The organism is Gordonia sp. SCSIO 19800 (assembly GCF_018132775.1).
GTDB lineage: Bacteria > Actinomycetota > Actinomycetes > Mycobacteriales > Mycobacteriaceae > Gordonia > Gordonia hongkongensis.
Genome location: NZ_JAGRQM010000015.1, coordinates 61,871 through 85,443, shown reverse-complemented (window position 1 = coordinate 85,443; position 23,573 = coordinate 61,871). Strand labels below are relative to the sequence as shown.

At 65.5% G+C, this 23,573-nt stretch carries 16 protein-coding genes; 7 read left to right on the top strand and 9 right to left on the bottom strand.

Features of this window, described 5'->3' with window-relative positions:
• Nucleotides 1–99: 99 nt before the first annotated feature.
• The 6 genes from KB201_RS16865 to KB201_RS16835 all read right to left on the bottom strand — a co-directional run bounded on the left by KB201_RS16865 (nt 100) and on the right by KB201_RS16835 (nt 8,120).
• Entirely contained in the window at nt 100–1,335 is a 1,236-nt protein-coding gene (locus KB201_RS16865; protein WP_307848079.1) for a hypothetical protein, read from the bottom strand.
• Between the two features lie 146 nt (nt 1,336–1,481).
• Nucleotides 1,482–2,330 carry a hypothetical protein gene (locus KB201_RS16860; protein WP_211539897.1) on the bottom strand — a complete coding sequence of 283 codons (849 nt, stop codon included), beginning with the start codon at nt 2,328–2,330 and terminating at the stop codon, nt 1,482–1,484.
• A complete protein-coding gene (locus tag KB201_RS16855) occupies nt 2,327–2,851 on the bottom strand; it encodes a hypothetical protein (RefSeq protein WP_211539895.1) in 525 nt (174 codons plus the stop codon). The genes KB201_RS16860 and KB201_RS16855 overlap by 4 nt, the downstream gene beginning before the upstream one ends.
• 148 nt (nt 2,852–2,999) lie before the next feature.
• Entirely contained in the window at nt 3,000–4,649 is a 1,650-nt protein-coding gene (locus KB201_RS16850; protein WP_249145839.1) for a cutinase family protein, read from the bottom strand.
• Between the two features lie 1,921 nt (nt 4,650–6,570).
• A complete protein-coding gene (locus KB201_RS16840) occupies nt 6,571–6,921 on the bottom strand; it encodes a hypothetical protein (RefSeq protein ID WP_211539893.1) in 351 nt (116 codons plus the stop codon).
• 227 nt (nt 6,922–7,148) lie between these two features.
• A complete protein-coding gene (locus KB201_RS16835) occupies nt 7,149–8,120 on the bottom strand; it encodes a ParA family protein (protein WP_240199201.1) in 972 nt (323 codons plus the stop codon).
• Between the two features lie 3,344 nt (nt 8,121–11,464).
• On the opposite strand from KB201_RS16835, the gene KB201_RS25275 reads away from it, so the two are divergent.
• Complete coding sequence (locus tag KB201_RS25275) at nt 11,465–13,246, top strand: MarR family transcriptional regulator (RefSeq protein ID WP_374193949.1); 1,782 nt, start codon at nt 11,465–11,467, stop codon at nt 13,244–13,246.
• 254 nt (nt 13,247–13,500) lie between these two features.
• Nucleotides 13,501–13,773 carry a hypothetical protein gene (locus KB201_RS16825; RefSeq protein ID WP_205333836.1) on the top strand — a complete coding sequence of 91 codons (273 nt, stop codon included), beginning with the start codon at nt 13,501–13,503 and terminating at the stop codon, nt 13,771–13,773.
• 90 nt (nt 13,774–13,863) lie between these two features.
• On the opposite strand, the gene KB201_RS16820 is transcribed toward KB201_RS16825, so the two are convergent.
• Nucleotides 13,864–15,075 carry a hypothetical protein gene (locus tag KB201_RS16820; protein WP_211539888.1) on the bottom strand — a complete coding sequence of 404 codons (1,212 nt, stop codon included), beginning with the start codon at nt 15,073–15,075 and terminating at the stop codon, nt 13,864–13,866.
• 18 nt (nt 15,076–15,093) lie between these two features.
• A complete protein-coding gene (locus KB201_RS16815) occupies nt 15,094–16,347 on the bottom strand; it encodes a hypothetical protein (RefSeq protein WP_211539887.1) in 1,254 nt (417 codons plus the stop codon).
• A gap of 375 nt (nt 16,348–16,722) precedes the next feature.
• Here KB201_RS16815 and KB201_RS16810 point away from each other — a divergent pair, with 375 nt between their 5' ends.
• From KB201_RS16810 to KB201_RS16795, 4 genes are read left to right on the top strand one after another with little or no spacing between them, the layout of a single operon-like run.
• Nucleotides 16,723–18,549, top strand: a complete 1,827-nt coding sequence (locus KB201_RS16810) for a dynamin family protein (protein ID WP_211539934.1) — start codon at nt 16,723–16,725, stop codon at nt 18,547–18,549.
• The gene (locus KB201_RS16805) at nt 18,546–19,970 is read left to right on the top strand and encodes a GTPase (protein WP_211539886.1); all 1,425 of its coding nucleotides are present in this window, start codon (nt 18,546–18,548) and stop codon (nt 19,968–19,970) included. The genes KB201_RS16810 and KB201_RS16805 overlap by 4 nt, the downstream gene beginning before the upstream one ends.
• Before the next feature lie 31 nt (nt 19,971–20,001).
• Entirely contained in the window at nt 20,002–21,834 is a 1,833-nt protein-coding gene (locus KB201_RS16800; RefSeq protein ID WP_211539885.1) for an Hsp70 family protein, read from the top strand.
• A 51-nt stretch (nt 21,835–21,885) separates the two neighbouring features.
• Nucleotides 21,886–22,188, top strand: coding sequence for a hypothetical protein (locus KB201_RS16795; protein WP_211539884.1), 303 nt, complete (start codon nt 21,886–21,888; stop codon nt 22,186–22,188).
• Nucleotides 22,189–22,351: 163 nt separating this feature from the next.
• On the opposite strand, the gene KB201_RS16790 is transcribed toward KB201_RS16795, so the two are convergent.
• Entirely contained in the window at nt 22,352–22,660 is a 309-nt protein-coding gene (locus KB201_RS16790; protein ID WP_211539942.1) for a hypothetical protein, read from the bottom strand.
• Nucleotides 22,661–22,891: 231 nt separating this feature from the next.
• Here KB201_RS16790 and KB201_RS16785 point away from each other — a divergent pair, with 231 nt between their 5' ends.
• On the top strand, nt 22,892–23,536 hold the full coding sequence (locus KB201_RS16785; RefSeq protein WP_211539883.1) for a hypothetical protein: 645 nt from the start codon (nt 22,892–22,894) through the stop codon (nt 23,534–23,536).
• Nucleotides 23,537–23,573 lie beyond the last annotated feature (37 nt).

Below are 23,573 nucleotides of genomic sequence, written 5' to 3'. Positions count from 1 at the left end.
GCCCCAACATCTCCGATGCGCTCGGCGGCAGAATCGACGCACCCCGAATCGCTCCGGCGTTGTGCGCCGACACAGTCTCCACACTCGCGGCCATCGTTGTTATGCCCCCTTCGGCGTGAGCTGCGGGAAGGTGACCTTGAGACCCGGGACCGCCTTCTCCGCCTGCCGGGAGAGGTCGACCGCGGCGTCGGTGACGGTCTTCTTCACCTGATCGGCTGCACCGCCGAGTGCCTTGTAGGGGGCTTCGGCCTGCTCAGCGGTCCAGTTCGCGGTGTAGGTCTGTCCGCCGATGGTGGTCTCGGCGTTGACATCTCCACCGACGTTGACCTGGTAATGCACCGCCGGTAGACCAGCCTTGGTCGCCTGGTCGGCAGGAAGGTGCAGCTCGAACTGGTTGGCGCCGGGGTTGGGCAGCGGAGCGGGCTCCGGTCGCTGCGGCGAAGGTGCGCGGCGGTTCGGGTCCGGCTGACCGGGCAGCCCCGGCTGACGCGGGTTCGCACCCGGATCTCCGGCACCCAGGGCGTGCGCGAGCAGCCCACCGGCCGTTCCGCCGGCCACCCCGCCGACGACCGCTGCGGGGATACCCAAGGCAGCGGCACCGATCGCCGCACCGGCTGCGGCGCCGATCGCTGCGCCCGGGCCGGTGTTCGCGCCGGGGAAGGGCACCACCATGGTCGACCCGATGAACGCACCCACGCCGGTACCGATCAGCGCACCACCGACGCCGCCAGTCACTGCGGCGGGCACGCCGAGTGTGACCGCACCTGCGGTGCCGCCAAGTGCGACGCCGATGATGGTGGCCGCGGCCTGGCGGGACGCTTCGTCCTCGGGTACGCCGACCGAGATGAGGCCCTGGGCGATCTTCGCTTCGCCATAGGCCGACCACTCGTTGATCGAGACCCGCTGACGGTCGGTCAGCCAGGGAGCATCGCGTTTGAGCTGGTCTTCCTCGACGAGGAAGTTGCCCACGCGCAACGTCTTCGGGGGCGGTGCAATCGGGCGGACCGGGGCGACCGGGCGGGGCAAGGTGTAGGCCCGCGGCGGCGCCGGGTTGTAGACGGTGTCGTAGTTGGGCTGGTTGTAGTTGGGCGACTGGTACGGCTGGTACGGCGCTTCCCGGGGCGGTGCCGGAATTGCGCCCGGACCGGGGTTGTAGTTGTAGCTCGGCGCAGTCTGCTGCGGAGGTGCGACCGGTGGGGTTGCGTCGTCGCCACTACCGCCGACCCCACCCTGCTCGAATCCATCGTCGGTCTCGCCCTGGTCGACACCGCCCTGTTCGTAGGCTGCGGCCGGGCTGTCGACCAGGAGTGTGGCGCCGAAGGAACCGGAAACCATCAGCGCGGCAAGCACTGTCCCGACGAACGGGGCGGCTGGTGGGGCGTTGCGGTGCCTGCGTTGTGCCCGCGACCGCCGGGGCGGGGTGTCGAACCGAGGCGACGTGACCGCTGGTGAGGTGAGGTACATGGGAGGGGGTGACCTTTCTATTTCTTGTTTCGTGTGACAGACGCGATGTAGGTGCGTTCGCCGATCTGGGTGGTGGTGATGTTCTGGACATCGGGGTCGGGGTCGCGGGTGCCATCGGGCAGGATCAACGTGACCTCTGTGCGGTAGGTGTTGGCGCCGGTCTCGGTGATCGACAGGCAATACCGCGCTTGGGGGTTGAGCGTGTCGATGCTCGACTGCAAATCGACAGCGCTGCCGATGCCCTCAACGGTTGATGAGGCCAGTGCCCGCGCGGCCGGTCCCGAACGCCAGTGGAAGTAGGCGTAGTTGAACGCCTTGATCACGTTCGGCCCGGACGTCAGGTCACCCGGGTCGCGGCCGGTGGTGGTGGGCCCTTCGGTGGTCGAGGGGCATTCCACCGCATCGGAGAACGGGTCCGGGGTGTCCATCGCAGCAACCGGATCGGTGATGCCGTCCTCGCCGCCGCCGCTGACCAGGCCCCGGATCATGACTGCGATCGCCACTAGCCCCATCACCGCCACCAAAGCGGCAGCCGCCACGATCAGCAGCCACCGGCGGTCCCGACGTCGAACCGGGGTCGGAGCGGGCGCACTTCGTGTGAATGGCGCTGCGGCATAGACGTTGCCGGTGTACGGGGGCTCCTCGACTGCGGGCTCGGCGACCTCCGCGAAATCGGCGTCATCAGGTTTAGCGTCATCGAGTGGGGCGTAGCTGTAAGTGTCGTCGACCTGGTCAACGCCCCCTGCTGGGATGTCCTGCTCGGGGCGCGTCGGCTCGTCAACCCACTCGGTGAGCTGGTCGGAGTGAGGCTCGCTGGTGTGCAGCCAGGAGTGCACGCTCGGGTCGTTCTGCCAATCAGTGCTCATCCGAACGTCACCTCGTTCCCGTGGCGGTATGCGCGGGTCCAGCGATCGCACGCGGCGAGGTGCCAGTGCAGGGGATGTTCGTCGCCGAACACACCGCGCCGGACCGCGGTCAGCGAGAACGGATCGATGGTGTGCAGCGTGTCGTCGAACACGTCGCGGTAGGTGGCGCCGACCAGCAGCTCGTCCGGCAACGAGCCGTTCGAGCCGACCACCAGCACAACGCTGTTCGCGTCGAGGCGGTAGCCGCGGTCACCGGGCAGTACGCACCGCGCCCGTTCGTCGTAAGCCTCTTTGAGCCGCGTGATGCTGAGGCCGTTGCCCATCCCCCATCGAGTCGACGCGCAGCCGTTCTCATCGGTCGGGACCACCGACGTGGCCGGGTCGGTGACTGCGGTGATCAGATCGATGGGACTCAACCACGCCGGCTCACCACCCTGCGGGTTGATGGGACGGTTCGGATGGCCGGGGTTGTGAGAGGCATGTCCCCCGAACGGGGGCCGGATTGCACTGTCACTGAACATGTACTCGCTCCTTCCGGAGTGATTCGCTGAGTGCGCTAGTGGAGAGGAAGGGTCTAGCTGGAGGTGGTGGTTCGACCACCACCACCACAAGCGCGGCACAACCCGCGCCCGCACACGCGGGAAGGGCTGGCCGAGAGGACGGTCAGACTCATTGCGAGGCCCCGCTGAGGAACGGCGGAAGGCCGGACGCGCCGCCAGGAGGTGTGGATTGCGGGACCGGTGAGGACCCCGAGGGAACTGTCTCGGACGAAGCCGATGGTGTTGAAGTGTCGAGCTCCCACGGATACGCCGGTTCCGACGTCGCAGCGCTCGGCGGCAACGACGTCGTGGTCAACGATGGAAGCGTCGACGAACCAGCGGACCCCTCGCCGAACAGCCACGAAAAGTCATCGCTGCCGCTGCCGCTGCCGGACGAGTTCGACGGCGCGCCGTCCTTGCCGGCGATGTCGCGCGCGGCCGCCACGATCCAATCACCGATCAGCTTCGTCGGGGGCTGGCCTGTCGGCGTGGCCGACACCTGCGAGTACGACGTGTGCTGCTTGGCCGCATCCCAGTACTTCAACAGCGAGGACACCTTGAACAGGTCGGAGTTCGCTTGGAACTCGGACTTGAACGCGGTAAATGCCTCAGAGACAAGACGTTCCTGGGTTGCCGGTGGAACCAGCGTGACCGCTGCCTGGCCCAGCTTTGCGCCCAGAATGCCGACGATGGCCAGTGGATTTGCAGCACCCGCAGTAGCGATCGCGGCGATGGTGCTCGGGGTGGCGACTGTCTGCACAACGGTCTTCACCGCGTTGAACCCGATCGTGCCCACCTTGATGACCGCCGACAACGCGTCCTGGACACTCGGCAACGGCGTACGAGGGTCTGAGGCCACGGCCAACCGCTCTGACAGGGTCTGTCGCGGTTGGTAACTCACGGATTCGAGGTTGTTCTCCGGCGCCTGGACATCTTCATTGACCACCGGCACCGCGGTCTTGACTGCGGTCAATGCCAGTGCTTCGGCGATCGTCGACAACGACCCGATCGGATCGTCCGGGTTGAGTTCCGATTGACCCGCGATGTTGGTGACCAACCGCGCCAGCGGTGCGTTCGCCGGGGCATCGCAGGCGAGGTCGCCGGGCGTGCACGCGGACAGATAGCGCCCCGCGATGGCCTGGTACGACGTGTCCTCGACGTCACCGACCGGGGCGATACCGCCACCCGGGGCGTTGGTCGTCGACACCGCCACGATCTTGGACACGTTCGCGCCGCTTGTTCCCGGCACCGGATCGGGAGAAGTCTGCCCCGGCTTACCGGGGAACAACGAAGCCCCTTCGGGACGGCCAGGATCGCCGAGGTTGGCCAGCAGAGCCAGTTTGTCGGCGCCGATCGCTGCTTTGCCACCGACGATGTCGTTCAACACGATCCGCGTGACGTGAGCGCCCTGGGAGTAGCCGACCAGACCGAACTTCGTGGCCGGGCACGCGGCGGCTTTGTCTTTGATCCAGGACAGTGTCTTGGCGACCGCGCCCTGAACGGACTGCTCGTACGGGACCTTGCCGCCCGCTACAGCACCACCGAAGCCGGCGTCGTAGGGCACATACGCGCGGTCCATATCACCGCGGGCGGCCGTGATCGCCGGGTGCAGTACCTGAGACAGGAAGCCCGCGTCCTTCGACGGGTCGGCGTCTGGCGACGACTGGCCGGTGCCCTGTACCGCGTACACCATCAGACCAGGGCAGCCCCCCGGCTGCGCTGGCGCGGCAGACACGTTCCCGACCCCGACATTGGCGAGGGCGATGACGGCTGTCGCCATGACGGCCAGGGTCGTCGCCCAGATCGAGTGTCGTGAGTCCTGTCCACCCCTCTGGACAGGACGATGCATCTCTACACTGGTCACCGGGACAGCCCCCCATCGACAGACAGGGAGCTGTCTCCTCGGGTGACCACGCGTGAGCCGTTCGACGGCAAATCAATCGCGCTCGCGCGTAGTCGCCAACCACCACTCCGGAGAGGGACTGTTCGACGGCAATCTGACCGTCCCTCTCCGGAGCCTGGGACCTGTGCCATCGATCGAAAGTCGACAGCGACACGCCCAGACCAATCTGGCCCACGAGGATCGGGCTCAAGAAGGTTCGTCATGCGAGTTCCTTCACTCCAAGGGTTTCCTCGAAGCTGTAGGAGCAGCCCACCCAGACGACCGTTGTCAGCGCATACCCGCAGGTACACTTTGCAACGCCCGCCTCGATGCCTGCACTTACCGCATCGAGCTGGTAATCACCCGGTCCGGACGCCGTTCGAGTCGCCAAACTTTGCAGCGTCCGGCCGGGGTCAAACTTCGAGACGGAGACCCTGTGCCTACCTGGTGTACATGGGTCTCGCAAATGGCCAAAAGCCGCTCAATCGGCAGCTTGACCCGTGCAGTAACCGATCAAATATCGAGCGTCGGTACGTACTATAGCCCAACAGTAGACCGATTGAAAGCCGAAGTTAAACAATCATTGGTGGCATACCGTAGGGGGCACGCCCCGGAACGGTCTATAGCGCCTAGAGTGCGGGTGTGGCCGATGCTTTGCGCTTTGGGCGCCTCGTGCAACGGCGCCGGCAGGAACTGGGAATGTCGCAAGCCGATGTCAGTCTCGCCGGCGGGCCGAGTGACCCGACTATGCGACGCCTCGAGCAAGGTCTAATGGCCAAGCCGCGGTTCGTCACGTTGACCAAGCTGGACGCTCCGCTGCGGTGGTCCCCCGGAAGCGCCGCGCGCGCTTTCGAGGGAGGTGACCCGGTACCTCTGCAGGACGAACCCACGACCGATCTGGCCCCGGGTACGAATGATCCGGTCTCTTCTCGCCCCACACGTCCTCTGACGCCCTCTGCTTACGGCGTGTTCATTCGAACCGACGCGCTGGCCGAACTCGCTCGGAAGGTACGCGCAGTCGATGACCTGTCGTCGTCGCTCGACGAGGACCAGCGCGTTGTGGTCGCGAATCTTCGTCATGCGACCGACAGGTTGACCCGAGCGTGGATAATCAGGCAAGCAGAAATAGCGCGTCGTGATGACACTCTCGCTGATCTAATCCTTGTTCTTGACGATCATCTACGAACGCCACCACCGGAAGGCGAGTCCACCTCTGACAGCGATGACCTCAACTACTTGAGGTGGCTAGCCGGCTACCCGATGTCAATGCCTCAGGTTCGGCGATACGAAGCGCGGTTCGCTGAGTTCGTAGCGAGTCAGTCGGAGCAAGCTGACTGACCCAAACTTGGAGTTCTCGTCAGGTGTTGCTAGGTGCGGTGGCCCAGCGGGCCGGGTTGGTCTACTGCAACCTCCAACCCGACCCGCGAGCACGATCCGGCAAGACCAGTCTTTAGGCTGCGCAGTCATTGGACATCGCGCCGCGCCACAAGACGCCATTGGTGGTGGCAAACCGAAGTTACACCGATATTAGACCAAAATAAAGGCGTGCACTCTCTGCGTCCGTCGAAGCGGGTGAGTCCCAGGCTCGCCCGCAACGGTATGGATTGGCAATTTACTGCGTGCCCGTTGCTTCGTTCTGATACGTACCCAGATATCAGACGCCCTTCGGCGACCCTCACCTATCGAACTGCGTTTAGTCGCGCGGACCCATCACCCTCCCCCGCGTGACTGCAGGGACGCCGCGGGTTTGGGTGTGCAGCTCGTGCCTGCGAACCGCCAGCCGGCAGGGATGAACCGTCGGAGGATTGGGTGTACCGGCTTACTCCGAATCCACCGACTGAGACTGGAGGTGGGCTTCTAGAGCCGCCCTACACAGCTGCGAGCGATTCTCGGCACCAACTTCGACAACTAAGCGATCGATGACAGTCAGGTTGCGACCAAGCATCCGGAATGTCAGCGAAGATCGCTCTTCTTCTGGTCTGGCTTCGATTCGTACGAACAGCCCATCGTCGTGGTGCTGGCGTTTGAGCTTCTCTACTAACGCCGGCAAGCGGTCGTGATTGGCGACAATCGCGTCCATCAATGTCCCGGCAATGGTTGTTTCGTTCTGCTTGTTGTGTGCCTTGGTGGCTGTGCAGAGTGGCGTGGGAAGCGACAGGGTGACTGGCACCAGCATCTCGTCTGGGCGGGTTTCGACGCGTTTCGGGCGTCGGGCACCTCGCGAGACAGGCCGAGGGGACGCTGCCGGTTGCGGTCGATTGTGCGGTAGCGCTGGGCCGTCGGGTACTGCTGGGGTCGCCGCCGGTGCGGCTGTAGGAGCGGTTGGTCTACGGGGCGGCGGCCCCGGGACGCTACCGGTCCTCGCGAGACCGGTGACAGGCTTGCGATCGGTGGCCATCAGGCAGGTGCTCCTTCGTGTGCCGGCTCCGCGGAGGAATCTTGTTCGGTCTCGCGTCGGTCGATCTCCTGGAGGATCTCCTGGGCGAGGAGGACGTAGTCTTCTGCGAGAGACGGCGCGGTGCCTGGCACACGGTCGGGCCGCCTGCCTTCCTTGAGGGCCTTCCAGTACGGCTCGGCGTTGTCGACCTGCTCGGCCAGCTCGTGGGCAAGCAAGCCCTTCTCCCGTACCTGAACCGAGGTCATGGTGCTATGGCGCACAACGGAATTGAACAGCGGGGCCACTCCTCCTAGCGCTGCGTCTAGCTTGGCCCGCGCCTCTCTACGAATGGCTTTCGCAGCGGCCTCGATACCGAAAAGCACGGCGCCCAGCACCTCGATGTCGGGGTTTGTTGATCTGGCACTAACCAGTTCGTCAGCGAGTTTTTGCAGGCCGTCGATGCTTGAGTCGTCCGGTTTCGTCGGGATGACGATCCAACGTGTTGCAGCCAGCGCTAACCGTAGAAGATGGGGTCGTGTAGGTGGGGTATCGATGATGATGAGGTCGTAATCATCTGCGATGGGGCTTAACGCATCTGCGAGTTGCCTGTGTGAACCTGGCGAACGCTGAGAACGACCGATCAGTATCGCTTCAAGATCGTCGAGTCCGCTCCCACCTGGAAGTACGTCCAAGTTGGGTCGGTAGTTGACAAGACTGGGTCGTAGTGGCTTCTCCTGCATGATCGCGTCGAAGATCTGTTGTCCGGAGTCGCCTGCCCCATCCATCTCGTAGCCGAGGTCGCGTCCCGCGTTGCCCTGCGGATCGAGCTCAATGAACAGGACGTGCCAACCGGCGGCAGCGGCCAAACCAGCGACATTTGTCGCCGTTGACGTCTTACCGACGCCACCCTTGCCGTTTGCGATCGTGACAACCCGAGATAGTGCGGGTTGAGATAGGTGTTGCACTGAATCCTCCAATGGGGTGCTGCGCATGGACCGCAGGAAGGCAGTGCCTCCCGGGCGCACTGGGGTCCGCTATGCGCAGAGGATAACAGCGCACATCGGTTCGCGCGGTGTACGACACGCTGCAGATGACTTGGCGTTCTACCGCGAGGTCTCCCGTGCGCGACGCCGCAGATACCCACTTGAGCTCGGCAATGATCGAGGCGTTAACAACGACAATGTGCCTGGTCGGCAGGCAACATCTACGTCCTGCGTTACGTATAGCCATAACTGCTTAGACAGAGCTGTCATCACTGCGCACGGGTATGTGTTCAGTATTGTGGTATGTGCACCAATCTACATGTACCGCATTAGCGGAGCCCGTAGACGAAGAAACATCTCGGCGCACAACCCCTGCGACGTGGGTCAAGATATGGCGATGTATGCGGACATGAGTGCTCTGTGCCGCATAGATCGCCTTGCGAGCGTCCGCGAGTAGCCGAGTACGTAGCACTTCACATCACCTTGTACTAAGCGCGACATGGTCTCTCGTAGTCGAGTAGATACGTGTCTTACCGCAGCGCGGCGTATGGGGGTAAGGACGCTGGGGCCTATCCCGTACATCGGTGCGGCACTTCATGCTGTATGTATGGCGCGCCGAACAGTACACGGTACGGCCCGGCAGACGTAGGAACGTATTTGTCGGCGTGCGGTCTAATAGGTGGCGCCCATTAACGCAGAATGTCCGGGCAGCAACCCACGAAGGTGCATTTCCTCGAGTGTTGTAGTTCGTGCTAGGAGGCCCATTTCGGGGCGTAGCGCGTAGCTTCGTGACCACAGTGTTGTCGCGATTCACCTAGACGGTCCTGGCGACTGCACTGAGCGCATGGCTGCGCGCATTGCAGCGCGAAGTAATGCGTGCATTATTACGAGCTGAACAGGCCGTTTGTGCGCACGGCAGTCGCCATCGACGCGGTCGGTAGCCACGTGTGCGGGGACGAGAGTCGGAGACCAGGATCGCGGATACGATAACCAGGACGAACGGAAGCATCGTGTCTGCACCCGGGAGAGATTCGCGCTCTCGACTAGACCCTTGTAAGAACAAGGTGCCGGGTGACATAGCCACACAGCACGGCTGTCGGGCCGAGTGGCTTTTGAGCCGACAGCTCAACGAAGCGGTCCCCGCGCAGACTTGCGCGTCTGCGTGACCTGACCCGGTGGGACGGGTTTGACCATTCGCGACACGGGTGCACCGAGACATAGAGACATGAGACCACAGCGCAGCTCGTTAACGACGAGTTTCGTCCCACCAATGATGACCGGGGGCTGGCGTCCGCCTTGCTCGATCGCTTGTCTACCTCGGCGCAGCCACCGCTAACAAGTAACAGCGGTCCTCGAAGTCTTTGAAATGGCCGGGCGGACCCCATTGTTGGGTCACGACACAGACATTGGCCGCTCTTGTGGTTCCACAACTGAACCGGGCTCACTTAGGATGACCTGATGGCTGACCGGGAACCAGTGCCACAACTACATGCGGCAGCTCAGGCGGGCACCTACAATCCGTGCTCTACGTAGATCACCGAGTCGTCTCACTCCCCCGGGGGCACCGGTGTCGCCGCCGGCCCCTCGAGTTCGGCCGCTAGGCCCAATGCCACAAAGCTCTCGGCACTTCGGGAGACTCCCTGAGTGATGGCTGCGGTGGGGTTCCGAGAACTGAGCCGACGTCGTCACCAACCGGATGACACCCGTATGGGTCGGCCGTATGGGCCGGCGGGAGATGTTCGACTCTGAAGGTGGGCCATCGCGTATCGACGACCCGTTGGGGCTGAGGAAGCAAGAATGAACGCTGAGTGCGGCTGACAGGAGTCCTGGCAATCGCGCTGAGACGACAGTCTTACGTAAACGGCTCCAGATCGCACCGTAACGAGCTGCCGCCTATTTTGGCCCTAGGGGATAGGACAACTCAGTTTCGTCGTTCTGCGGGAAACTGAGAGGCAGTTTTAATTTGCGCAGGTCACGGTGCTCGAATGCTGTCGTGATCCGATAATTGTAGTCACGCGCTGGCTCTCGACCGGCACCGCTGGCCGGTGGGGGAGCGGAGAACCGCGGCGGAGTAGATCTTTCTGACCCACCGACGAACTACTGCTGATGGCCCGCTTGAGGCGCGCCTGTGACTCAGTCGGTACCGCTTCTACCGACAGGCTTGTCGATTGCCTGCCGGTTAGCCCGCTCGATGTTGCTGCTGCGAGGGCTGCGCAGCACGAACTGCGTCCAGCAAGCGAGTGAACTCGCTTGCCAGAACACTCCCGTCTGAAAGCCCCAGGAGCACACCTTCCGCGCGGGCAACGGCTGTGTCTAAGCCAGCGACTGACGAGGGCTCCGGGGTGGACTTGGGTGACGCGGACGAATCGAACGCCGCGAGGTCGCGTTCGAGCATCTGCGCCATCTCGCGATGATGCTGAAGTTGCGCGGAAATTCGTCGAGCGGCGTTCTCGGCGGAGCGCCGGCAGGCATCCGAGCAATAGATCCGAGGCCGACCACGACCCGCGGTCCTACGAAACTCCTTTCGGCACTGCGGGTCAGCGCAGTACGCCGTCACTACCGGAGCTTTGGTCGACCGATTCTCGATAGCTGCCGGAACTGGCGTGGGTGCGCCAAGGCGCCCACGCCGGCCGTCAGCGGACCGATCCATCCACCCAGTGTGGCATAAATTCGCGCGAAAAGACAGCCAAACAATGCCTATGACCTGCAGCGATGAGAGAACCGCCCTACTTGTTGCCCCCTGACCCGCCGTCCAGCACCAACATAAAATCGCGCGGAAATCGCGCTCATACAATTACACCGATGTGATTCGAGCCAGCAAGGGGGTGTGATGAATGCAGGACGCGCAGGTAGCGCCGGTCCTAGCGTGGCCACTGCACCGCGGCTCGATCGTCCCTGCGGAAGATCGTGCTCGAGCTTGCGCAGTTCTTCAGCCCAACATCACGGTCGGTCCCTACTACCGACGACGGTCGATCAGCGTCGGTGCCGCGCCTTCGGCGCGAACCAGATCTTTCCTACCCTGCGCCAGCTTCGTGCTGCGCGCCTAGCATCGCCAACCCAGAAGGGAGCCTCCGAACCTTCCGAACGCTGACATCTGAATAACGCGCGAGGTCCAACACAAGGACCCCCCGATTACCAGTCGGAGGGTCCTTGATCTGAAGTTTCGAGACTGAGTTACCAGCTCGGTCTCACGGGCTCTCGCCCATCCCCGAAGGGACTGTCTTGCCGGACAGATCTCAGGGTAGCGTGCGCCCTCTCGGAGTGCCCGCAATCCCTGTGCTCCGCGTGTCGCACAACCACACGCGGGGAATCGACTGCATTCGTCCGCAGCACTCGCCCACTAGTGGGTGGACATGCTGAGTGAATGGAGGCAGTGGTCGCCCCGCTCCACAGTGCGTGTCGACGCAACAAAAGAACACAGATACCGATCAGCACCATGGCCAGAACGAATGCCACCGGTGCCTATTGCGACGTATCTAGCGGACCGCCATTCCCGGTACACGCTGCTCGCATTCGACCTGGATGCAGGACCGTACGGTCCCGAGGCCGTTGCTGTGGATGCCAACGTACTTACCGGCGTCCTAACCGACTTGGGTGTGAGCCACCTGCAAGTGCAATCGGGGCCCTCAGGAGGGCGGCACATCTGGGTGCGCGTCATTGACCCAGGGATACCCGCGGAGAAAGTCGCCGACCTTGCTCGTAGGCTGCGCGCGCACCTTCCAACCCTCGACATCTCACCGCTTACCAACCCCGTGTCGGGCGCAGTTCGGATCCCCGGGTCTGTGCACCGGTCGGGCGGAAACGCGAGCCCACTATTGACCGGACGGGAACTGGGCAACGCCGTCAGGGACATGCAGGCTCGGCCGGCGCCACCCGACCTAGCTGAGTGGCTGATAGCGAGGTTCCCAACAACCGCGCGGCAAAACTCCACGCAGCGAACGACGACTATCGGCCTACGGCTGGTCGGGCAGGGGCCTGCCACACGGGTTGATCGCGCGCGAACCGAACTATCCACAACTACGGCTGAGCGCCTAGCCACGCGGCTCACAGCCGCCGACGATCGCTCGGCACACGCGTGGTCGATCATGCTCGGGATGGCCGCTAGCGGTTGGTGCTGGACTGATGTGCTTCAACATCTGCACAAGCCTGGACTCGTCCGCTTGCGCGAAGACCTCCGCCAGAACGAGGCGCACGCCCTCACGCAATGGCACAAAGCACTGCGCACTGCTGCCGAGACAGCGTGGCCAAGAGCGCAAGGCGACCACACCGTCGACGACCCAGTCCGCACTCACATTGAGGCTGTCTTCGCTGCAGCGAACTCAGATCCCGCAACTTGGGCACGGAAGGGGTGGGCCAGTGCTGAACGGGTCCTGCACAGCCTCCTCGTTGTGTGCGCTCAGGCACACACAACGACCGTGAACATCGACGTTCGCCGGCTAGCCGAAGCCGCTAACGTTCACGCCGCAACAGCATCGAGGGCACTCCACCGCCTCCAGGCAGAAGGCTGGATCAGACGAGTCGCTGAGGCGCAGGGGACAGAGTCGGCAACTTGGGAGCTCGCACATGTTGCGCATGACACAGCTGCAACACAAGTGGAAACACGCCCCCCGTTTGCCAGCTCCACCATGCGACTCCACCATGCCCACCACGACATCTGGGTCTGGCGAGAAGGTTTAGGCGGAACCGCCGAGAGGATCCACGCAGCCTGGCAGGGTGGTCACGTATCCGTGGTCGGCCTTGTGAGTGCCACGGGTTACTCCAGCCGGTGCGTCCGTGCGTGGCTTCGCTACTTCAGGGAGCTGAACCTACTGACTCCCTCCAGAAATAGGTGGGACGAAGTAGCCGTCGCATTCGGATCTTACGGCGCAATGGTCCGACGGGCGCAGAGCCATCTTGTCGATCGACTGGTTCGGGACTGGTGGGATGAAGAACTTCGCTGGCGAAAGCAAAAAGGGAAGCGAAGGTATCGAGGACCGGGCAGAGTGGCAACGGATCCGCAAGCGATCGCACTGCCAATCGCAGCGCCCTCGCGGACACGGTATGGGCGGTTCCCGACGCGGCCCAGCGGAAAGGTCGACTATCCGTCGGCTCGTTCGTTGGTGCGTAGTCACATGCAGACAAGTAACGCTGCTTAGGTGTCACCGCGATCATCAGGACTCCGCGTGACAGTTCAACGTCACGCCACAGCGAAGTTCCCGCGGAGTTTAAGGAGATAGTGCTGGGCCGAATTGGACGCCTGCTCACGCCGGCACAACTCCGTTGGCGGGCCGTAGATGGTCGGCCGGGTGTCGGGCGTCGAAACTCGGGAACATTTAGGTGACGACACAGCAACTGACGGGTGTAAGGGTCGCCGCAGCGGCCACCTCTCACCCGATTGGAGAACCAACCTATGGCAACAACCTCGACTCGTCTGATCGCCGGCGCTGTGCTCGCTGCGGGACTGGCCGGCCTCGGAGCGGGTGTCGCGACCGCGGCGACGGGCCCGTTCGTTTCGGACTTCGGAATCCACCAAGTGCACGGCGGTGCCACCGAAAGTCAGGAGCCCTTCACCTTCACATTCGGTGCGGAGTACGGCGATCCAGTTAACAACGACGACTTCACCCGCCGTGGCTACGGCGATCCGATCGGTGACGCCGGGCAGCCGAAGGTATTCCGCCCCTGACATTCGGGGTGAGGTCGGTGCCCGGACCCGCAGTGGCGGGTCCGGGCACCACTGTCTGCAGGGAGACGACGACGTGCGCGATGTCGTCGGTCAGTGTGCTCGTTGGTCGGCGGTCGTCAGGATCAGGTATTGGGCCGAGGCCTGTTGGTGAGCATCGGTTTTGGTGTTGCCGATGACCTGGGCGCCGTATCGCCCGACCGTCAATGCGCAGCTGTGTGCCTGGCTGGTCGGGTGCTTCTGGCAGGAGGCGATGGGCAAGCCTGGTGGATTGTCGGCGCCGGTCCAGCCGCGGGTGCGGTTGGACCCGAGGAAGCTGTCGAGATAGGTGCGCGCGCCCTCGGCGGTGTCCGCTCGGAAGACCGCCGAGTTCTCCACTGCGTTGGCATCCGAGCCAATCTTGGTCAGCACCTCGAAGTCGGTGACGGGGTCGGTGCTGGTGTGGGCGATGCCGCGGGGCCCGTACACCGCTCCGCGGTCAGGGGAGTCGGGGTTCGCCCGCAGGTAGGCCGCGGTCAACGGCAGCGCGTAGATGAGAATGGCGTCGGGGTCGATCAGCGGAGTTTCACCGTCGGGGGTGGGCGTGAACTCGTCGATGAAAATCTTCTGCTGAGTGATCGCGTTGGCCATACGCACCAACGACTCTCCGCTGCGGAACTGCGTCGTGGGGCCGTAGTACCGATCGAAGAACACATACAAGTCGTGAGCGGTGACAGCCAGGATCGCTGTGGACGCACCGAAATCTTGAATGACAGTTCGGGTGCCCGGCGCCCCGTCGAGCGGCACGATGGGCTTGTTGTCGATTTCGGCGACCGCGGCACTCATCTGCTCAGCGGCGGCCGAGGCGTCGGCAGGGCTGCGATACTTCAGGACCGCATGCCGCAGCAGGTGACGAGCAGCCCCGACGTTGGCATCCCCGTTGTCGGCGGTGGTGACGAACCCGGTGACGAACTCCGCGTTGGCCGGAACGTCGGCCGCGCCCGGGACGACCGCGCGACCGATCCCGGCAGCGTCGTCGAACTCGCCGACAGGCCATCGCCCGTTGGTGAGATCGGGATTGACCTCGAACGGCGCCAGCACGAACTGCGCCATCCGAGACGCTTCGACCCGCTCGGGGTCGGTGACCGCGCGTCCGAACGCCGCTCGCGCCCGGGTGGGGTAGTCGCCGGTGTCGAGGGCATCAACCTGCACGGCAGGGTCGGCGAATATGGCTGAGCTGGGCTGCCCGTCGACAGTGCAGCCGGCCAGCACTGCGGTCACCGCCGCGGCCGCGGCGATGGAGCGACCGAGGTAGCTGCGCGTCATCGTCGCCTCTCGTCCCGTCTACTTCGCGTTCTGGTCGGCCTTGGTGAGGATCAGATATTGAGCCGCGGCTTGCTGGTAGACGTCAGTCTTGTTGGGCGACTGCACTTCTCCGACGTAGCGGCCGACCTGCACCTTGCAGTGATAGATCGTGTACTTGCCGTCGGCGCTGGATTGGGCAGAGCAGTTGGCGGCCGGCAGCCCGGGCGGTGCGTCGATCTTCTGATCGTCGGCTTCGCTCGTAGCGGCCAGCGTGGCGGCCTGCTCCTCGGTGTCGGCGCGGTAGACGATGGAGCGCTCGATCGCGTTCGCGGTCGATCCGGCTGCACGAAGGTCGTTGAAGATGCCGGCCGGGTCGTTGGAGAAGTGCGACAAGCCGCGCGGCCCGTACACCGCGCGCATGCTCTGCTGCGGACGGCCGGTGATGCCGTTTTCCATCTCGGTGTCGGTGTAGGGCAGGGCGTAGATGAGGATGCTGTTCTCATCCATCTTCGGCGGCTGAAAACCTTCGCCGTTGCCGCGGGCGGCGTTCTCCGCAGCCGTGGGGGTGCGTGGGAACTGGTCGATTAACGCCGACTGCAACGTGATTGCTTTGCGGGCCATCGGCTCGAGCTGGTCGGAGTGGGCCGCCAGGGAGGAGGCGAACTCGTAGATCACGTACACCCCGTGCGGGGTGTAGGTCGTGAAGTAGCTCTTGTCGTTGCGGGTGGTCTTGAGGGCGTAGGCGCCCTCCACGCCCGGCAGGCTGGTGACCGGGCTGTTCTGCTGGCGGGCGCTGACCTGGGCGAGTTGCTGTGCGGCGGCGCGGGCATCAGCGGCGGTTTCGTAGCGCAGCACCATGTTGTGCAGGCCACGCGGGTTGTCCCGTTCGGTTGGCGCGGTGGTGAAGAGGGACGAGAACCCGCCGAGCAGTGCGTCGTTGGCCGGGATCGCCGCCGCGTCGGCGTTGATGTGTGGCACCAGGTTGCGGCGGCTGGTGATCGGTGCGTTGGATTTGTCCGGGGCGGTCAGGTCCGGGTCGACCTCGAAGGGCACCACGATGAACTGCGCCATCCGCTGGCTTTCGACCTGCACCAGTTGCGAGTCGTCGGCAACACCGAACGGTGGGCGCGGTTCGGTGGGGTAGGCGCCCGGATCGAGCGCGGTCAGATCGACCGTCGGCTCGGCGCTACCGGTGGTCGAGGATTCGGGGGCGGGTTCGCCGCCGGTGGAGCATGCGGCCAGCATGCCCGCGGTGACCGCGGCTGCGGCCGCGAGTGGGTACCAACGCTTCATCAGGGTCTCGCTTTCTCTCCTGCAGCCCTGCCGCGGAGGACCAACGATCTCACCCGGGCCAGCGCTGCACACTGGTGTTGTTCCAGTGTGTTGCTGCGCGAACCCCGAACGGTTCCCCCGAAACCCGGATCTGCACGATCCTCTTGTTCGGCTGCAGAATAGTGCGCCCACTGTCGCGCCCACACAGTCGGGTCTGCCATCGCGGGCGAACGGTCCGCGGCGGTAGCCGCGGCCAATGAGTCCGGGCCTGGTCTCACGCGATCATCTGGGCCTGCACCGCCGGCGCCTGACACCCACCGTTTTGCGTTGTCCTGCCGCTTCGACCAGCATGCTTTCCATGACCGGTCGGGGGAACGGCGGCACCGCTACGAGACGATGGTCGGCGTGAACGCGCCCGCAGCACCCCAGACAGGGGTTGATGCGGCCGCGGCGGCGGTCGTGGCTGAGGCGGGAAAGGTGCTGCGCGCCTACAAACACGACGCCGTCGCCGACCTCGCCGAGACGAAACTGCATCGCGCGCCGCAGCGCACCGTGGTGGTGGCCGGCGAGGTGCAGCGCGGCAAAAGTTCCCTGGTCAACGCCCTGGTCGGCTGCCGCGATCTGTGCCCGGTCGGGGTTGATGTCACCTCCTCGGTGGCGGTGTCGGTCACCACCACCGGTGATCTGCCCGCCGCCCATGCCGCCGAGTTGTTCTTTCCCTCCGGCCCGCGCCCGGCGGAGATCGGCGAGCTGGCCGACTGGGTGACCACCGGCGGGCGCATGGTGTGTGATCGCAGCGTCGAGGAGCTGCCCACCGCGGCGGCAATCGCGCTGCGTGAGGCTGCGGTGGCCGAGATGACCCTCATCGACACCCCCGGTGTCGGCGGCCTGGACACCGGGTTGGCGAAACTGGCGTCGCAGTCCACCCAGCAGGCGTGCGTGTTGGTGCTGGTCTGCGACGCTTCTGCCCCGATCACGGCCCCGGAGATGGATTTCGTCCGCGAGGCCAGCGCGGGTGTCGATGCCGTCGTCGTGGCCGTGACCAAGACCGACAAACACCTGGGCCGGTGGCGGGCGATCGTCGCCGAGAACCAGCGCCTGATCGGCGAGCACCTGGGGCGCACGGTGCCGGTGATCGGGGTGTCGAGCCTGCTCGCCGTCCTGGCCGCCGAGACCCCCGACCCGCGGGCGCGTCACGGCCTCGAGGTCGACTCCGGTATCGCCGCCCTGCGCGCGGCGATCACCGACCGACTCGATGCCGCCGCGGCGGCCCCGCACCTGGATGCGGTCCGCACGTGTCTGGACGGGCTGCGCACGGTGCGCACGACCATCGCCGACGAGCTCGCCGCGCTGGCTGCTGGGGCGAAAGCGTTGCCGGACCTGACCGCCGAACGGGACCGGCTCACCGACCTGCAGGCCCAGTCACGTCAATGGGAGCAGTACCTCGCCCGGGACCTGACCCTGCTGCGGCAATCGGCGGTCGATGACCTCGAACGTCGCCTCGATGGGGTGCGCGAGAAGTGGACCACCTACATCAACAGCAATGGTATGCAGGTGTTGCGGCGCAGCGAACAGAAGTTCACCGCCGACATGCAGGTCGATCTGCAGATGGCGATGGCCGAAACCCTCGCCGGGTTCCTGCAGGAGCTGCACGACACGATCATCACCCCACGCTTCGCCGACGACCCTGCGGTGTGGGAACAGATCAGCGACCGCATTGTCGCCTCGATGCAGGACAAGAAGATCGAAACCCACCAGGTCACCAGCAAACGCCAAGGGCTGCTCGACCCGACGTTACTGACCATGGGTGTGGTCGGGTCCTCCACCCTCGGTGGGCTTGTCGGGCTGTCGGCGCTGATGGGTGTCGGCGCCGTCATCGGCGCGGTGTGGGTCGGAGTGAACTTGAGCTTCCGGGCGATCCGCGCCGGCAAAACCAACCTGCTGGCCTGGCTGCGAGAAACACTGGCCGCCACCAAGACCGCCACCGGCCGACTCCTCGACAGCGCCGTCGCCCAAGCCCGCCCCGACATCGTCATCCGCTACCGAGATCACCTGCGCGCCAGCATCGACCAGCTCCAAACCACCATCACCCACGTCCAGGAGACTGCGGCCGCGGACGCCGCCACCCGCGAAAAGTCCACCCAACGCCTCACCTCGAACCTGGCCATCGTCGACAAACGCATCACCGCCGCCCAAGCACTGCTCGACGGAGACCCGACATGAGTAGCGGGACACCGGATTCGGTGCACACCACGCTCGACCGCGGGCTGCACCAGCTGGCCGCGCTCGGCGGGGACTGCATCGACCACGCCAACGCGATTGGCACCATCTTGTGGTCACCGCCGCGCGTCGTGGTCGTCGGCCGACTCAAAGCGGGCAAATCCACGCTGGTCAATGCGCTGATCGGCGCCCCGGTCGCCGAGACCGCCGCCCTGGAGGCCACCAACGTCGTCACCGTCTACCGCGACGGGTCCCCGTCCCGGGCCGAGGTCCTCGCCCTCGACAGCACCCGCCACCGCGCCGCGCTGCGCCCCGGCGCCGGGATCGAGTTACCGATCCCGTCAGCCGAGGTCGCCTACGTCGACCGGTGGCTGCCCTCGGCGGCGCTGCGCGAACTCACCCTCATCGACACCCCCGGCCTGTCGACGCTGACCGCCGCCAACGACGCCGCCACCCGCCGAGTGATGATCGACGGCTTCGAACAGACCCGCACCGCCTCCATCGATGCCGATGCCGCGGTGTTCCTCTTCGACGCCGCACCCCGAGTCGATGAGATCGAGTTCCTGCACCGGCTGCCGTTCACCCCGTTGACCATGCTCGGGGTGCTCTCGCGCGCCGACTCCTTCGGCGAAGGCGCCTTCGGCCGCCGCGACCCGCTCACCCACGCCGCCGCCCACGCCGCCACCATGGCCGGCCCGCTGGCCGGGATCGTCCACGCGATCGTCCCGGTGTCCGGTTTGATGGCGCAAACCAGCCACACCGGCATGCTGACCGAACGCCACGCCGCGCTGCTCGCCCAGCTCCGCGACGTCCCGCCGCTAGAGGTGCTGCGGATCTTCGACTCCGAGGACCCCACCAGCGGGGGAGTACCGCCGGCCGAACGGCGTGCACTCCTCGCCCTGCTCGGCGAGTACGGCGTCCTCAACGGCCGCCGGGTCGCCGCCGACGGCGCCGCAGCGCTCAACGCCTGGCTGGCCGAACGCTCCGGGATCGCCGCCCTGCGCCACGCCCTGACCGCGGCCACCGGACGGTTCGCCGTGCTGCACCGCGCCCACCGCATCCTGGCCCGCCTCGATCAACTGGCCTTCACCCATCCCGCCCGCGACCACATCCGCACCCTGACCGCCGGATTGCGCGCCGACCCGGCGCTGTCCGCGGTGACCGTGCTCGAGGACTACCAACGCATGCTCGACGTCGACCCCGACGCCGCGGTCACCGACGAACTGCGCACCATCCTCACCGCCACCACCCCCGCTGGCCGCGTCGGCCTCGACGGCCACCCACCACCGGCCGCCGTCACCGCCGAAGCCCACCGCCGCCTGGCCGCCGCCCAGCAACGCACCCTGGCCACCCGCTCGGCGGCCGAGGACGCCGCCCTGGTCACCCTCATCCGCACCTACACCGCTCTGGCCGCCGGCCACTGACACCCCCTCCCGCACAGGACGATCCGACACCATGACATCTGCCACCCAGACATCTGCCACCCACGCCTGGTCTCTGGCCATCGACTTCGGCACCTCAAACTCGGCGGCCGCGCATTCGGGCGCCACCAGCCGCAGCATCGAAGCGCTCTCGCTGACCCACACCAGCAACCTGATGCCCTCGGCGGTGTTCGTCGACCCCGCAGGCACCGTCCTCGTCGGGGGTGCCGCCCTCAACTCCGCCGCACAGAACCCGGCCGGGTTCATCGCCTCACCCAAACGCCTCATCGGTGCGCAACCGGCCGTCGCAGCCAACGGGCACACCCTGCCGATCTACGCGCTCGTCGCCGCCGTGATGCGCACCATCATCGGCCGCGGGGTCGCCGCACACGCCGGCACCATGCCCGACCGGGTCGTGCTCACCCACCCCGAAGCGTGGGCGTCCCAACAGATCCAGGTCCTCACCGACGCCGCGAGGGCTGCCGGCATCCCGGCCGAGCGGATTACCACGATCTCCGAACCCCGCGCTGCGGCGGGGCACTACTCCCGCTCCCACGCCCTGCAACACGGCACCAGGATCGCGGTGTTCGACTTCGGCGGCGGCACCCTCGACGTCGCCGTCCTTGAGGTCACCACCACCAACACTTTCCAGGTCATCGCCGCCCGCGGCGACAACGGGCTGGGCGGCAAGAACTTCGACGCCCTGCTGCAACGCTGGGTTGAGGACCGCCTCGCCGACCGCGACCCTGACCACGCCGCCTGGCTGCGCCGCACGGCCCCCATCGACGCCATCCAGTCCCTGCAGGACTCCATCCAGCAGGCCAAAGAGCTGCTGTCGGAAACGCCGTCGGCCACCATCACCGTGCCCGGCCCGAGTGAACGCACCACCCTGCAGATCACCCGTGACGAGTTCGATGAACTCATCACCCCAGCCGTCGACGCCGCTGTCCAGCTCACCCGAACCACCCTCTCCGACGCCGGCCTCACCCACCCCGACCAGCTCACCGCCCTCTACCTCACCGGCGGGTCCTCCCGCATCCCCCTCATCCAGCAACGCCTCGGCGAACTCGGCCCCGTCGCTACCCTCGACGACCCCAAAACCGTTGTCGCCCAGGGTGCGCTGCTCACCGTGTTGGCGGACTCGGCGCCCACCCAGCCTCGCGGCATTCCCGAAGCCGCCGACCTCATGCCGACCTGGCACACCCAACCCCGCACCTTGGGCTCACCAGCCCAGCCCGCCTCGACGCGGCGGCGCTGGCTGCGGATCGGCGCCGCCGCGGCCGCCGTCATCGCCGCCGCCGCGATCGTGACCACCATCGTCACCACCGCCAGCGGAAGCGACGACGACCCCACCGATGCACCCCAGGCCACCGAAACCCTGGACACCGACGCCACCGCCGCCGGACCCACCGGCGAAGACGGCGGGCCCATCCTCACCGACCCCGACCAAATCCGCCAGCAACTCCCCGGCGCCCTGCAATCACAGATCACCGACTGCACCAACGGCAGCTTCACCGACAACGGCGCTCTCACACTGCAATGCACCCTCAACGAGAACGGCACCCTCAGCGGCCTCAAGGTCGCGGGCGGCCTCTCGCCCTCGTTGCGGATCCACATCAACGTCGACGACAACGAAGCCGCCCGCGAGGTTCGTAACCTGCGTAACGGGGTCTACAGCGCCGGAAAAGGCGTCGTCGTCGAAGACACCAACCGCCAAGCGGCCGCCGAGATCGCGCCAAGTCTCAGCGACAACGAATACGACATCAGCTACGCCAACACCGGTACCGGACTGATCCTTTCGGTCTCCGAACTGTCCTCCGAGGAGAACGCCCGCACCTTCCTCACCCGCTCAGGCCTCATCAACTGAGTGCGCAGAAGGTGTCGACGTGATCGGGCAAGCCCACCGTGAAGGACTGGCATGACGAAGTCGCTCGAGCGCGCGATCGCCCGTGCGGTCGCCACTCGGATCGCCCAGCTCGATGATGGGCCACGCTACGCCGTCTATGCGATCGCTGGACTGGTTCTCGCCGCCTGCGCGCTCCTGCTCCCGGACTCCCTCTTCCTTATCGTATTTCCATTGGGGCTCGTCGCTTTCGGCATCCTCGTTGCCGCTATCGCTGGTGCTAAACCGGCAGAGAAGATCGCGTTCTGGGCGGGGCTGACCTTCGGCCTGGCGGTCGAATGCATCTGGGTAGGGCTGGTATTCGACGGAGTTTGGTGAGTGGTCGCTCGCCCCAGCTGACTCAAGCCGCTTGCGCCTGGCTTGGACATTGGAGACGGCAGCGTAGGCGCGCGGCCGATCTCGTTCGGACACCTCTAAAGCCAGACCGACGGCCCGTACCCCATGGTGGCGTACGGGCCGTCGAGACCTAGCGGAGCGAAGTTCAGTGCGGCGCTATGTCGTAGGGGGACGTGCCGCCCTGGTGCGGAATCTTCTTGGGCGAAGGGCCGGGCGCGACGTCGTGGGGGAGCGTGCCCCCCTGGTGCGGCGCGACGTCGTAGGGAGAGGTACCGCCCTGGTGCGGTACGGACGGTTTGGCGTGGGTGGGCGGGGTGTAGACGTAGCCGTTCGGGCCGCCCCCAGCGCTCGCACCGCCGGATACGAGAGCAGAGGCCGCCACTGCTCCGGCCGCGAGCGCGGTGAAAGCGGCGATTGTGAGCCGGCGGCTGCGGTGGCGTTGTTGTCCTGACATTTGTAACCTTCCATCGTTGTTGCTCATTTCGGGAGAGGCCGCGTGTTGCGTACTGCGACCACGTCCTGTCCTGGTCCTGAATGGGACTGCAATGAGTTGCCGGCGACTGTTCGGAATGTTCCCTGCGGGCGTCCGTGTGCGGCTGCGCGGCACTCGATGAATCTGGACGGCACATATGGGATTTGCCCGCTGAGGCGTCCTGCGACTGACTCGGATGGGATTCGACTAGCGATGCCTGTTACGCCGCAGTGGCGGACCGCTCACGACGTCCTCGGCAGGGACATCGCCAGGGCCGCCCGGCGGGACGGCCTCACGATCACCAGCGTGGCGGGACTGGTCAACACCAACCGGCGGTACCCCAGCGTGATACCTGTGCTCATCGACTGGCTCAAGCATGCCGAGCAACGCGTACCCCTGACCGGCCCCGTCGATCTTGGTCGCTTCCGCAGCAGCATTTATCGGGCACTGACCACGATCGACGCGATGGGAACCGAGGCCGTGCCGCTGCTCATGAGCGAGTTCTATCGCGATCCGCAGCAAAGCCCGGGAACCCTGCATGCGGCGGCGAACGCACTGCGCTACCTCGCGGTGCCCAGCGACTTCGACCGCATCGCCGCACTGGCATCCGATCGGTCGTTGGGCTCGGGCCGCGCCGCGCTACTGGAATGGCTGATCACCCAAGGCACCCCCGAGGGACTGCAGATCGTCCTCGAGCAGATCGACGACGACACCGTTCGGGCACTGGGTATCAAGTTCATTCGGCAGTACCAACCGCTCCCGGCCGGTCTGCGCCCAGTCATCGAGCACTACCTCGACGACCCCGACAGCGAGGTCCGCAAACAAGCGACCGCGACCCTCCGCAAGATCCTCGACTAGCGGCTCGGCCGTCGTCGCTAGTCGATACGCTTCTAGC